General features: G+C 66.9%; 12 protein-coding genes. All 12 read left to right on the forward strand.

The window, feature by feature from the left end; all coding sequences use genetic code 11:
• The first annotated feature begins 53 nt into the window (after nucleotides 1-53).
• The 12 genes from waaF (at nucleotide 54) to HMPREF1224_RS30310 (ending at nucleotide 13362) form a co-directional block, all read left to right on the forward strand.
• Nucleotides 54-1091, forward strand: coding sequence for a lipopolysaccharide heptosyltransferase II (waaF, locus tag HMPREF1224_RS30255; protein WP_003109905.1), 1038 nt, complete (start codon nucleotides 54-56; stop codon nucleotides 1089-1091).
• Complete coding sequence (waaC, locus tag HMPREF1224_RS30260) at nucleotides 1088-2155, forward strand: lipopolysaccharide heptosyltransferase I (RefSeq protein ID WP_003095779.1); 1068 nt, start codon at nucleotides 1088-1090, stop codon at nucleotides 2153-2155. Before waaF ends, waaC begins: the two co-directional genes overlap by 4 nt.
• Nucleotides 2152-3273, forward strand: coding sequence for a glycosyltransferase family 4 protein (locus tag HMPREF1224_RS30265; protein WP_003114554.1), 1122 nt, complete (start codon nucleotides 2152-2154; stop codon nucleotides 3271-3273). Before waaC ends, HMPREF1224_RS30265 begins: the two co-directional genes overlap by 4 nt.
• Entirely contained in the window at nucleotides 3270-4076 is an 807-nt protein-coding gene (rfaP, locus tag HMPREF1224_RS30270; protein ID WP_003114553.1) for a lipopolysaccharide core heptose(I) kinase RfaP, read from the forward strand. Before HMPREF1224_RS30265 ends, rfaP begins: the two co-directional genes overlap by 4 nt.
• Entirely contained in the window at nucleotides 4076-4810 is a 735-nt protein-coding gene (locus HMPREF1224_RS30275; RefSeq protein WP_003095773.1) for a lipopolysaccharide kinase InaA family protein, read from the forward strand. Before rfaP ends, HMPREF1224_RS30275 begins: the two co-directional genes overlap by 1 nt.
• Nucleotides 4807-5565: a lipopolysaccharide kinase InaA family protein gene (locus HMPREF1224_RS30280; protein WP_010793693.1), complete on the forward strand. Its 759-nt coding sequence runs from the start codon at nucleotides 4807-4809 to the stop codon at nucleotides 5563-5565. Before HMPREF1224_RS30275 ends, HMPREF1224_RS30280 begins: the two co-directional genes overlap by 4 nt.
• Nucleotides 5562-7040 (forward strand): lipopolysaccharide kinase InaA family protein, encoded by a 1479-nt coding sequence (locus HMPREF1224_RS30285; protein ID WP_010793694.1) that lies wholly within the window; start codon nucleotides 5562-5564, stop codon nucleotides 7038-7040. The genes HMPREF1224_RS30280 and HMPREF1224_RS30285 overlap by 4 nt, the downstream gene beginning before the upstream one ends.
• Nucleotides 7041-7143: 103 nt before the next feature.
• Nucleotides 7144-8901 carry a carbamoyltransferase family protein gene (locus HMPREF1224_RS30290; RefSeq protein WP_003095766.1) on the forward strand — a complete coding sequence of 586 codons (1758 nt, stop codon included), beginning with the start codon at nucleotides 7144-7146 and terminating at the stop codon, nucleotides 8899-8901.
• On the forward strand, nucleotides 8885-10021 hold the full coding sequence (locus HMPREF1224_RS30295; RefSeq protein WP_010793695.1) for a glycosyltransferase: 1137 nt from the start codon (nucleotides 8885-8887) through the stop codon (nucleotides 10019-10021). Before HMPREF1224_RS30290 ends, HMPREF1224_RS30295 begins: the two co-directional genes overlap by 17 nt.
• Entirely contained in the window at nucleotides 10015-10911 is an 897-nt protein-coding gene (locus HMPREF1224_RS30300; protein WP_003146348.1) for an antimicrobial resistance protein Mig-14, read from the forward strand. The genes HMPREF1224_RS30295 and HMPREF1224_RS30300 overlap by 7 nt, the downstream gene beginning before the upstream one ends.
• Nucleotides 10912-10914: 3 nt before the next feature.
• On the forward strand, nucleotides 10915-12333 hold the full coding sequence (locus HMPREF1224_RS30305) for a PIG-L deacetylase family protein (protein WP_010793696.1): 1419 nt from the start codon (nucleotides 10915-10917) through the stop codon (nucleotides 12331-12333).
• 72 nt (nucleotides 12334-12405) lie between these two features.
• The gene (locus HMPREF1224_RS30310) at nucleotides 12406-13362 is read left to right on the forward strand and encodes a glycosyltransferase (protein WP_010793697.1); all 957 of its coding nucleotides are present in this window, start codon (nucleotides 12406-12408) and stop codon (nucleotides 13360-13362) included.
• Nucleotides 13363-13367 lie beyond the last annotated feature (5 nt).

Consider the following 13367-nt stretch of genomic DNA (forward strand, 5'->3'; position numbering starts at 1 on the left):
AAGAAGGGTGTGACAGGGAGGCGAAAGCCTCCCTGATCATTTCCGGAGCCTGAATGAGAATTCTGATCGTAGGTCCCTCCTGGGTGGGGGACATGGTGATGGCGCAGACCCTGTTCCAGTGTCTGCGCCAGCGGCATCCCGAGTGCGTGATCGACGTGCTGGCGCCCGAGTGGAGCCGACCGATCCTCGAGCGCATGCCCGAGGTGCGCCAGGCCCTGAGCTTCCCGCTCGGCCACGGGGTGATGGACGTCGCCACACGGCGCCGGATCGGACGCGGCCTGCGCGGTCAGTACGAGCAGGCGATCCTGCTGCCCAACTCGCTGAAGTCGGCGCTGGTGCCCTGGTTCGCCGGAATACCGAAGCGTACCGGCTGGCGCGGCGAGATGCGCTACGGGCTGCTCAATGACATCCGCAAGCTCGACAAGCAGCGCTATCCGCTGATGATCGAACGCTTCATGGCCCTGGCCTTCGAGCCGGGCGTGGAGTTGCCGAAGCCCTATCCGCAGCCGCGCCTGCGGATCGACGACGGCAGCCGCCAGGCGGCGCTCGACAAGTTCGCCCTGAGCCTGGACCGCCCGGTGCTGGCGCTCTGTCCCGGCGCCGAGTTCGGCGAGGCCAAGCGCTGGCCGGCGGAACACTACGCCGCGGTCGCCGAGGCGAAGATCCGTGCCGGCTGGCAGGTCTGGCTGTTCGGCTCGAAGAACGACCATCCCGGTGGAGAGGAGATTCGCCAGCGCCTGATTCCGGGGTTGCGCGAGGAGTCCTTCAATCTTGCCGGGGAGACTTCGCTGGCCGAGGCCATCGACCTGATGTCCTGCGCTGGCGCGGTGGTGTCCAACGATTCCGGCCTGATGCACGTGGCGGCCGCGCTGGATCGCCCGCTGGTGGGCGTCTATGGCTCCACCTCGCCGCAGTTCACCCCGCCGCTGGCGGACCGGGTGGAGATCGTCCGCCTCGGTCTCGAGTGCAGCCCGTGCTTCGAGCGCACCTGTCGCTTCGGCCACTACAATTGCCTCCGCGAGCTGCCGCCTGGCCTGGTATTGCAAGCCCTGGAGCGGCTGGTCGGCGACCCTGCCGAGGTCGCCGGATGAGGGTGCTGCTGGTCAAGACCTCGTCCCTCGGCGACGTGATCCACACCCTGCCGGCGCTTACCGACGCCGCCCGGGCGATTCCCGGCATCCAGTTCGACTGGGTGGTGGAGGAAGGTTTCGCCGAGATTCCCGCCTGGCATCCGGCGGTGGCGCGGGTGATCCCGGTGGCGATCCGGCGCTGGCGCAAGAACCTCTGGCAGACCCTGCGCAACGGCGAATGGCGGCGCTTCAAGCAGCGCCTGAAGGAAGTCGACTATGACCTGGTGATCGACGCCCAGGGGCTGCTGAAGAGTGCCTGGCTGACCCGCTACGTGGGCAAGACGCCGGTCGCCGGTCTCGATCGCGACTCGGCGCGCGAGCCGCTCGCCAGCCGCTTCTATCGCCGTGCCTATCCGGTCGCCTGGGGACAGCATGCGGTGGAGCGCACGCGCCAGTTGTTCGCCCAGGCGCTGGACTACCCGTTGCCCGAGTCGGTCGGTGACTATGGCCTGGACCGCGAGCAGTTGGCCGACGCCGACCCTGGCGCGCCGTACCTGGTGTTCCTGCACGGTACTACCTGGGTCACCAAGCATTGGCCGGAAGCCTACTGGCGCGAACTGGCCGAGCGCATGTGCGAGCGCGGCTGGTCGGTGCGCCTGCCCTGGGGCAGCGCCGCCGAGCGGGAGCGGGCCGGGCGCCTGGCGGCGGGGTTGGAAAATGCCGCGGTACTCCCCAGATTATCCCTGGCCGGCATGGCCAAGGTGCTTGCCGGCGCGCGCGCCTGCGTGGCGGTGGATACCGGCCTCGGTCACCTGGCGGCGGCGCTGGACGTGCCGACGCTGTCGCTGTTCGGCCCGACCAATCCTGGCTTCACCGGCGCCTACGGGCGTTCCCAGGTCCACCTGGGCAGCGACTTCCCCTGTGCGCCGTGCCTGAAGAAGACTTGTACCTACCAGCCGACCGAAGAGGATCGCAAACTGTTCGATCTCAAGCGTGAGCAGCCGCTGTGCTTCACCCGGCTGAATCCCCAGCGCGTGGCCACCCAGCTGGAGGCCATGCTGCTGGCCCCGGAGACCCTCCGATGACCCTGGCGTTCATCCTCTACAAATACTTCCCCTTCGGCGGCCTGCAGCGTGACTTCATGCGCATCGCCCTGGAATGCCAGCGGCGCGGGCACGACATCCGCGTCTATACCCTGATCTGGGAGGGCGACGTGCCGGACGGCTTCGAAGTGCTGGTGGCCCCGGTGCGCTCGATCTTCAACCACCGGCGCAACGAGAAGTTCACCGCGTGGGTCCGCGCCGACCTGGACAGGCGCCCGGTGCAGCGGGTGATCGGCTTCAACAAGATGCCCGGACTGGATGTCTACTACGCCGCCGACGCCTGTTTCGAGGAAAAGGCCCAGACCTTGCGCAACCCGCTGTACCGCCAGTGGGGCCGCTACCGCCACTTCGCCGGCTACGAACGGGCAGTGTTCGACCCGGCCTCGAAGACCGAGATCCTGATGATCTCCGAGGTGCAGCAGCCGCTCTTCGTCAAGCACTACGGCACCCAGGCCGAGCGTTTCCATCTGCTGCCGCCGGGGATCAGCCAGGATCGCCGGGCGCCGGCCAACGCCGCGGACGTGCGTGCGGAATTCCGCCGCGAGTTCGGCCTGGAGGAGGACGACCTGCTGCTGGTGCAGATCGGTTCCGGCTTCAAGACCAAGGGCCTGGATCGCAGCCTGAAGGCGCTGTCCGCGCTGCCCAAGGCGTTGCGCAGGCGTACCCGGCTGATCGCCATCGGCCAGGACGATCCCAAGCCGTTCCTGCTACAGATCGCCGCCCTCGGTCTCAACGACCAGGTACAGATCCTCAAGGGGCGCAGCGATATCCCGCGCTTCCTGCTCGGCGCCGACCTGCTGATCCACCCGGCCTACAACGAGAACACCGGTACGGTGCTGCTGGAGGCGCTGGTCTCCGGCCTGCCGGTGTTGGTGACCGATGTCTGCGGCTATGCCCACTACATCGCCGAGGCCGACGCCGGGCGGGTGCTGCCGAGTCCCTTCGAGCAGGACAGTCTCAACCGCCTGCTCGCGGAAATGCTGGAGGACGCTCCGGCGCGCGCCGCCTGGTCGCGCAATGGCCTGGCCTACGCCGATCACGCCGACCTCTACAGCATGCCGCAGCGCGCCGCCGACCTGATCCTCGGGGAGGCCTCATGAGGCTGGTGCTGGAAGAGCCGTTCAAGCGCCTGTGGAACGGGCGCGACCCGTTCGAGGCGGTGGAGGCGCTGCAAGGCAAGGTCTACCGCGAACTGGAAGGGCGCCGCACCCTGCGCACCGAGGTCGACGGGCGTGGCTACTTCGTCAAGATCCACCGTGGCATCGGCTGGGGCGAGATCGCCAAGAACCTGCTCACCGCCAAGCTCCCGGTGCTCGGCGCGCGCCAGGAGTGGCAGGCCATCCGGCGCCTGCACGAGGCCGGCGTAGCGACCATGACCGCGGTCGCCTACGGCGAGCGCGGCAGCGATCCGGCGCGGCAGCATTCCTTCATCGTCACCGAGGAACTGGCGCCGACCGTGGACCTCGAGGTGTTCTCCCAGGACTGGCGCGAACGTCCTCCACCGCCGCGGCTCAAGCGCGCGCTGGTCGAGGCGGTGGCGCGGATGGTCGGCGACATGCACCGTGCCGGAGTCAACCATCGCGACTGCTACATCTGTCATTTCCTGTTGCACACCGACAAGCCGGTGAGCGCGGACGATTTCCGCCTCTCGGTGATCGATCTGCACCGTGCCCAGACCCGCGACGCCACGCCGAAACGCTGGCGTAACAAGGATCTGGCGGCATTGTATTTCTCTGCGCTGGACATCGGACTGACGCGTCGCGACAAGCTACGCTTCCTGCGCACCTATTTCCGCCGGCCGTTGCGCGAGATACTGCGCGACGAGGCCGGCCTGCTGGCCTGGATGGAACGCAAGGCGGAAAAACTCTACGAACGCAAGCAGCGTTACGGAGACCTGCTCTGATGGCGGGGTGGACCCTCGAACCCGATTACCGTCACCTGGCCGCCGACTTCGGTAGCCTCGATAGCGTGTTCGCCCTGGAGGGCGAGCGCCTGACCCGCGACCCGTTGTCCGAAGTCATCCGCATCGAGCGCGACGGCGTGCGTTACTACGTCAAGCGCTACCGCAGCGCCGGCAAGGGCCTGCGCCGCTACCTGGCGCGACCGCGGATCAAGGCCGAGTGGCAGAACCTCAAGCGCTTCGAGAAGTGGGGCATTCCCACCGCCGAAGTGGTCGCCTGGGGGCTGGAGCGCAAGGCCGGCGCCTTCCAGCGCGGCGCCATGATCACCCGCGAGCTGCCGGGCACCGAGGACTTGTCGGTGCTCGCCTGCAACCGGGATCCGCGCCTGAAGGACCCGCGCTGGGTGGACGGCGTCAGCCGGCAGATCGCCAAGGCTACGCGCCTGATGCACGACCAGCATTTCACCCATAACGACCTGAAGTGGCGCAACCTGCTGGTGGACGACCAGCCGCTGGTGTATTTCATCGACTGCCCGAACGGCGCGTTCTGGTGGAGCTTCATGCTGCGCTATCGGATCACCAAGGACCTGGCCTGCCTGGACAAGGTGGCCAAGTACCACCTGTCGCGCACCCAGCGCCTGCGCTTCTACCTGCAATATCGCCGTCGCCGGCACCTGAACGAATCCGACAAGAAGCGTATTCGCCAGGTGGTGGCTTTCTTCGAGGGGCGCGAATGAGCGTTTTCATCGCCGCGCAGGACCACGACCTGCTCCAGCGCAACCGTCTGGACAGCTTCGACGCCCTGTGGGCCTTGCAGCTGGACGCCGTGGACGAACCGAATACCGAGCGGGGTGGCTGGAGCAGCGTCTACCGCCTCGACCTGGGCGACTCCGCCTACTACCTGAAGCGCCAGAGCAACCACCTGACCCGCAGCCTGCGCCATCCGCTGGGCGAGCCGACCTTCGCCCGCGAGTTCCGCAACATCGAGCGCTACCGGGCGCTGGGCATTCCCGCCCTGCAGGCGGCGTTCTTCGCCCAGCAGGCGGTCGGCGGAGAGCGCCAGGCGATCCTCCTGACCCGCGCCCTGGACGATTGGCAGGACCTGGACACCTGGCTGGCGTCCTGGCACGACCTGGCCGAAGAGCGGCGCCGGGCGATTCTCCGGGCGGTTGGCAGGCTGGCGCGCCAGCTGCACGCGGCCGGACAGATGCATGGTTGCTTCTATCCCAAGCATGTATTCCTCCGCGAGGGGGCCGATGGTGTCTTCGAGGCCTGCCTGATCGACCTGGAGAAGACCCGCCCGATCTGGTTCGGCCGCCGCGACCAGGTCAAGGACCTGGAGCCGATGCTGCGCCGTGCCCCGGACTGGAGCGAAGCGGATGTGCACGAATTCATCTCCGCCTATGTCGACGAACCCCTCGACTCGGCCGAGGTCGAGCAGTGGTATCGCCTTCTCGACCAGCGCCGTCGGCGCAAGGAGTCGCGCCGATGAGACTGGCCGAACTGCAAGCCGCCGGGCGCCAGCCGCAACTGCCATTGCGGGTGACCCTGGCGGATGGCGCCGGCGCTGCCGAACTGCGCCTGGACAGTCTGCTGCGGGTGCTGCCCGGGCAGCGCTACGTCGGTGCCGGCGAATGGCGTGGGCGCAAGGTGCTGGCCAAGCTGCTGGTGGGCGGCAAGGCCGCACGGCATTTCCAGCGCGAACTGGAAGGGGCGCGTCTGCTCGCGGCCCAGGGGCTGACCACCCCGGCGCTGCTGGCCGACGGGCTGCAGCAGGGCGAGGGCGGCTGGTTGCTGTTCGACTACCTCGACGCGGCGCAGAGCCTCGGTGACGCCTGGCGTGCGGTGGAGGCCCAGGCGCCGCTGGGCGATGCCCAGCAAGCGGTGCTCGGCGAAGCCCTGGCAGCCATTGGCGAGCTGCATGCAAAGGGCCTCTGGCAGGACGACCTGCACCTGGACAACCTGTTGCGCCACGCCGGCCGCCTGTATCTCATCGACGGTGGCGGCGTGCGTGCGGAAACTCCCGGCCAGCCGCTGTCGCGACAGAAAGTGCTGGAAAACCTCGGGGTGTTCTTCGCCCAGTTGCCGGCGCTCCTCGATCCTTTCCTGGAGGAGTTGCTGGTGCATTACCTGCTGGCCAACGGCGAGCATGCGCTGCCGCTGGAAGCCTTGCAGAAGGAAATCGCCAAGGTTCGCCGCTGGCGGGTGCGCGACCTGCTGAGAAAGGTCGGTCGCGACTGTAGCCTGTTCAGCGTCGTGCGCGGTCCGTTCCGCCTGTTCGCCGCCCGCCGCAGCGAGGCCGAGACGATGGCGCCCCTGCTGGCGGACGCGGACCGCCTGATCGCCGCCGGCCACGTCTACAAGGACGGCGGCGCGGCCACCGTCGCCCGGGTCGAAGCGAACGGCCGCACGCTGATCATCAAGCGCTACAACATCAAGGGCTGGGTCCATTGGCTGAAGCGCTTCTGGCGGCCGAGCCGGGCCTGGGCCTCCTGGCGCGAAGGCAACCGCCTGGAATTCCTCGGCATCGCCACCGCCCGTCCGCTGGCGATGCTGGAGCGGCGCTGGTGCTGGCTGCGCGGGCGCGCCTACCTGATTACCGATTATCTCGGCGGTCAGGATATAATCGCTCGTTTTAAGCCTTGCCTGGTCATGCCCGATGGCGCCGTTTCGCCACCGGAAGCCGAGTTGGCGGCACTGGATCGGCTGTTTTCGACGTTGATCCGCGAACGCATCAGCCACGGCGACCTGAAGGGACACAACCTGTTCTGGCAGGCCCATGAACAAGGCGGCGAATGGGCGCTGATCGACCTGGACGCGATGCGCAAGCATCACAGCCAGGCGTCCTTTGCCCGCGCCTACGCCCGCGACCGCGCGCGCTTCCTGCGCAACTGGCCGCAGGACAGCGGCCTCTACCGGCTGCTGGAGCAACGGATTCCCCGCCTCGGCGACGCCGCCGGGGCTTGAACGACAAGCGACGACCACCGCCTGCGGCGGTCGACGAGTTAAACGAAAGCCGCGGTTGTCGGTCCCACTCCGCAACCGCGAGCTGCTTTGAAGAGGTTCTACCGTGGCATTGACCGTCCTAGGCCTGTCTGGCGCCGTAAGCCATGACCCGTCCGCCGCCCTGTACATCGACGGCAAGCTGGTCGCGGCCGTCGAGGAAGAGCGCTTCGTGCGCGACAAGCACGCGAAGAACCGCATGCCCTACGAATCGGCGAAGTTCTGCCTGGAGCAGGCAGGGATCGAGCCGGCCGATGTCGACGTGGTGGCGATTCCCTTCGCTCCCATCAGCATCATGGAAAAGGCCCGCTGGCACTACGCCAAGCGCTACGCCTACGCGCCGGATCGCGCGCTGGATGCGATCCTGCTCGGCAACCGCCGCTACAAGCGTTACTACAAGCGCATCGAGTGGTGCCTGCAGCAACTCGGCTTCGACCTGAAGAAAATCAAGATCCAGCCGGTCGAGCACCACCTTGCCCACGCCTCCAGTGCCTACCATTGCTCGGGGTTCAAGGAAAAGACCGCGATCCTCGGCATCGACGGCAAGGGCGAGTACGCCACCACTTTCTTCGGCTGGGGCGAGAACGGTCGGATCCACAAGATCAAGGAGTTCTACGATCCGGATTCGCTGGGCGGCCTGTACGGCGCGATCACCGAGTACCTCGGCTTCGACATGCTCGACGGCGAGTTCAAGGTCATGGGCATGGCGCCCTACGGTGACGCCAGCAAGTACGATTTCTCCCGTCTCGCCAAGTTCGAGAACGGCGAACTGGTGATCAACACCGATTATGCCAACGTCATCGGCTTCCGCCGCTACAAGGAGAAAGGCAAGGGCTACTACTTCTCGCCCAAGCTGATCGAGTGGCTGGGGCCCAAGCGCGAAGGCGACATCGCCGACGATCCCTACATCCATTACGCCGCGAGCATCCAGGCGCTGTTCGAGAAGCTCGCGCTGGAGATGATGGACTACTACCTCGGCGATATCATCCGCGAGACCGGCAAGGTCGCTTTCGCCGGCGGCTGCGCGCTGAACGTCAAGCTCAACCAGAAGATCATCTCGCGCCCCGAAGTGAAGGAGCTGTTCGTCCAGCCGGCGGCCAGCGACGCCGGCACCGCGGTCGGCGCGGCGGCCTACGTGTCGCACCAGCGCGGCGTGCCGGTGGAGAAGATGGAGCACGTCTACCTCGGCCCGGAGTATTCCAACGAGGACGTCATCGCCGCCTGCGCCCGTCACGAGGCCAGGCCGCAGTGGCAGAAGATCGACAACCGCAGCCGGCGTATCGGCAGGATCCTTGCCGACGGCAACCCGGTGGCCTGGTTCCAGGGACGCATGGAGTTCGGTCCGCGTGCCCTCGGTGGCCGCTCCATTCTCGGCTGCCCGAGCGTGCCGGGCGTGGCCGACCGGATCAATGCGCAGATCAAGTTCCGCGAGCGTTGGCGGCCCTTCTGCCCGTCGATGCTGGATACCGTCGGCCCGCAGATGTTCAAGATCGACCACCCGGCCCCGTTCATGACCTTCACCTTCGAAGTCAACGAAGAGTGGAAGGAGCGAGTGCCGGAAGTGGTGCACGAAGACGGCACCTCCCGCGCCCAGGTGCTGAAGCGCGAGTACAACCCGCGCTACTACGACCTGATGAAGGAACTGGAGAACCTCACCGGCAACGGCGTGGCCCTGAACACTTCGCTCAATCGCCGTGGCGAACCGATGATCTGCTCGCCGACCGACGCCCTGAACATGTTCTTCGGCTCCGATCTGCAGTACCTGATCATGGAGGACATCCTGGTCGTGAAGGAGGGCGTGGACTGGTATGACTCGGTCGGCTGAACCTCGCGTCCTGCAGTTCTGTCACGGCTACGACGGGCCTTTCCTCGACTGTGCCCGTCAGTACGCCAGCCTGTTCGCCGGAACCCCGTACAAGGTCACTACGGTGTTCCTCACCGGGCGTTCCGATCCTGAGGTGGCGGCGCGTTGCGCCTCCGACGAGGTACTGTTCCTCGAGTACGGCTCCAGGGACATCCGTGGCCTCAAGCTGAAGGCGATCCGCGACTTGCGCGAGATCGCCCGTTCGCGCGACTTCCGCTTCTGCATCGCGCACCGCTTCAAGCCGATCTGGATCGCCAGCCTGGCCACTCGTCTGCCGATCGTTGGCGTGCACCACGCCTTCGGCGATTACCAGCGGTTGTCGCGCAAGGTCTTCGCCGGCCTGATGAGCAAGCGCCTGAGCCTGCTGGCGGTGTCCGACGCGGTGCGCGACGATATCCGCCGTTGCCTGCCGAAGTGGCCGGCGGAGCGGATCGAGACGCTCTACAACCGCATCGACGTCGCTGCGCTGCAGGCCGAGCAGGTCGAGCGCCTGAGTGCGCGCCGGCAACTGCGCCTGCCCGACGAGACCTGGGTGGTCGGCAACGTCGGCCGCCTGCATCCGGACAAGGACCAGGCTACCCTGCTGCGCGGCTTTGCCGCCGCGCTGCCGCGCCTGCCGCAGAACAGCCTGCTGGCGATCCTCGGCAGCGGCCGCCTGGAAGAGCAGCTCAAGGACCTGGCCTGCGAACTGGGTATCGGCGAGCGCGTGCTGTTCCTCGGCCAGGTCGAAGAGGCACGGCGCTACTTCAAGGCGTTCGACGCCTTCGCCCTGAGTTCCGACCACGAGCCGTTCGGCATGGTCCTGCTGGAGGCCATGGTCGCCGGTGTACCGCTGATCGCCACCGCCTGTGGCGGCGCCCGCGAAGTGGTGGAAGGGGTCGGCATCCTCTTCCCGCTGGGCGACGAGACGGCCCTGGCCGAGGGCCTGACCCACCTGGCGGCGCTTGACCGCCGCCAGCGCGAGGCCTGTGCGCGGCTCATGCTCGAGCGCCTGGAGACACGCTTCTCCGACGCTGCGGTGCGCCGCGAATTCTGGCGCCTGCCGACGATTGCCGGCTTCGCTTCGGAGTCTGCATGCTGAACAGGTTGCGCGCCTTCCGCGAACGCGGTTGGCGCGAAGTGGACGCGCCGACCTACGCCCAGGCCTGGCAGCGTTTCGGCGGCAGCGTCGCGACCCACCCGCTGGTGGTCGAGCAGCTCGCCGAAATGGCTGGAATCCCGGTGCGTTACCTGGGTTGGGAGAGCGCTGGCGAACTGGTTGCGGCGATCCCGACCTGGGGCCGCCACCTGGCGTTGTCCAAGGACGTGCTCAAGCGGCGCGGCAAGAAGGGCCTGTACGACCTGGGCAACGCCGAACTGATCCTGCCGGTGGCCGACGATGCCCGCATCGCCCTCCGCCATGCGGGACGCTACCTGTCGGCGCTGCATGAGCGGAACATCGTCACGCTGCGCCCTCAGACCGAGCAACTGGCTTTCGCTCGCGCCCCCGAGGATTTCTCCAAGAAGTTCCGCTATAACCAGCGGCGCGAAGTGCGCCTGGTGGAGGAGGCTGGTGGCCAGGTGCGCCAGGCAGACAGCTTCGCCCCGGCCGAGTTCGCCGCCATCTATCTTGAACTGTTCCAGCGTCGCTGGGGTTTCCCGGCCACCGGCGCGGAGCGCATGGCCGAGGTCTTCGAGCGGCTGCGCGAATTGCTGCGCGGCTCGGTCCTGCTGCTCAACGACCAGCCCATCGCGGTCCAGGTACTGTATCGCGCCGAAGCGCCGGGCTGGCTCAGCGTCGAGTACATCAACGGCGGCGTCGATCCGCAGACCCGCGAGTTCAGCCCTGGCAGCGTGCTCAGTTACCTGAACACCCAGGCCGCCTGGGAGGATGCGCGAGCGCTGGGCAAACCCCTGCGCTATTCGTTCGGTCGCGCCGACCGCGAATACAAGGATCGCTGGTGCCATCCTTCTCCGGTCTTCCAGGTCTGAAGCATGAGCGCACGCAAGCAGCAGTTGCTCAAGCGTCATCGACGCAACAAGCGGATCGGCCTACTGGTTGCGCTGCTGGCATTGCTGGCCGTCGGTCTGCTGGTCAGCCCCTGGTTGTTGCCGATCCTCCTCGTGGCCCTGTGGGTCGCCCACGAAGCCTGGTTCGCCGATCACCTGTTCTATTCGTCGGGCGAGGACTACCGCTACCGTTTCGCGGAAGGGGTCGAGTCGCTGCCGGTACGCCTGGCGGATGGCCGTCTGCGAGTCGACGGCGAGTTGCGCGAAGGCGATACGCTGGTGCTTGGCATCGGCGTGCGCGCTGGCTGGCTGGGGCGCTTCCTCGAACCCTCGGTGCTGCTGGAAGGTGGCGCGGAGGCCGATGCCCAGGCTTTCGAACGTGGGGTGAACGGCTTGCGCTACCTGAACCTGACGGGACTGGCCGGGCCGCTGGGCGAGGGCCGGATTCGCCTGCGCGGCCGGCATTGCCGGCTGGTCGGCGAACCGACCCTGTGGCGTGCGCGCCATCCCGACTACCGTGATCGGCGGGTGATGGTCATCGCTCCGCATGCCGACGACGCCGAGCTGGCCGCCTTCGGCCTCTACAGCCAGGCTCGCGAGGCCTGGATCGTGACCCTGACCGCCGGCGAGATCGAAACCGAGCATTACCGCCGCATGGGCCTCGACGGAATAGCTGCGGCGCGCCTGAAGGGCCGCCTGCGCGCCTGGGATAGCCAGGCCGTGCCGACGTGGGGTGGGGTGCCGGCCGAGCGCTGCGTGCAACTGGGTTATTTCTGCCTGCAATTGCCTGCCATGCAGGCGAACCCGGGCGAGGTGGTGCCGTCCCGTGAGGCCGATCTCGCCGATATCCGTCCGTTCCGCCAGTTCAACCGCCTGCGCCTGGCCAGCGATGCCGACGGCCTGTCGACCTGGAACAATCTGCTGGCCGATCTCCGCGAGCTGATCCTGCTGGCACGTCCCGAGGTCATCGTCCTGCCTCATCCGCATTTCGATCCGCACCCGGACCATGTCCGCGCCCAGGAGGCTGTGCGCGAGGCGCTCCAGGGCCTGGACTGGCAGCCGCAGGCATTGTTGCACTATGCCAATCACCTGCACGACAACGATCGCTGGCCGATGGGCGATGCGCACATGGGGGTCAGCCTGCCACCGCTGACCGAAGAATGCTCGCCGGTGCTGCCATGGACGCTGGCGCTGGAGCGCACGCGCCAGGTGGACAAGGCCATGGCCTTGGGCATGATGCACGACCTGCAACCCAGGCCGCCGTTCAAGCGCCGTCTGCGCCGCCGTCTGCAGGGCTGGCTCGCCGGGCGTCGCTGGCCGGCTTACGGCGAGGACGAGTTCATGCGCAAGGCGGTGCGTCGGCACGAGTTGTTCTGGGTGGAGTCGCTGGATGGGGAGGCGTGATGCTTGGGTCGAGCGTTCGGCAAGGTTCGAGCCGCCATGCTGCTTCGGAGCAGCCGCGAGGATGAAGGTCTGATGAAAGTTCTGTTTCTGGTCCAGAAAGAGCAGCGCGCGATCCTGGATCGCCTGTACGACGGCATCGCCGCCCATTGCGAGTGCGATACCCGCTGGCTGAGCAGCGAGGAGCAGGCCGACCTGCGCGGCTACTTCCGCAAGCACGTGGATGTCTCGCGCTACGACCGCATCCTGTTCTTCCTCCGTTTCAAGAAGGAAATGCGCCAGGTCCGCTTCATCCGCAGCGTGCCCAACCTGGTGATCCTCGAGCACGATGCCTACCAGAACTACATTCCCTGCAAGTACACCGGCAAGTTCAGCGCCCATTACCGGCGCCTGCCCTGGGCACGGGTGATCAGTTCGGGCCATACGGTCAGCGAACGCCTGCGCCAGGAGGGATTCGACGCGGTATTCGTGCCCAAGGGCTACGACCAGACCCTGTTGCATGACCTGGGCCTGGCGCGCGATATCGAGCTGGGCTTCGTCGACAGTACCGGCAGCGTGGCCTACAGTGGACGCAAGGCGCTGCTCGACGAGTTGGGCGGAGTGGAGAACCTGCTGGTGACCAAGACCAAGTCCGGCGAGGAGTACCTGCGCACGCTCAACCGCATCCGTTTCTTCGTCAGCGCGGATGTCGGCATGGGCGAATACATGATCAAGAATTTCGAGGCGATGGCCTGCGGTTGCGTACTGCTGGCCTACGACCAGGGCGAGCGGGAAAACGAGGCCTTGGGTTTCCGGGACATGGAGAATATCGTGCTGTATCGCTCGGTGGCGGACATCCAGGAAAAGCTCGCGATCCTGCGCCTCGATACGGCCCTCGCCGAGCGGATCGCGCGAAGCGGCCAGGCGCTGGCCATCGAACGATTCAGCTTCGCCGCTGTCGGTCAGAGTATCGTCGAGGCCATGCGGCCCGCGTTGCGCGAGCCGGAGCGTCCCGGATGGCTGGAGAAGACCTGGCGACGTATTTTTACCTGAGAGTA

Origin of the sequence: Pseudomonas sp. P179 (assembly GCF_000478485.2) — a bacterium.
Lineage (GTDB): Bacteria > Pseudomonadota > Gammaproteobacteria > Pseudomonadales > Pseudomonadaceae > Pseudomonas > Pseudomonas aeruginosa.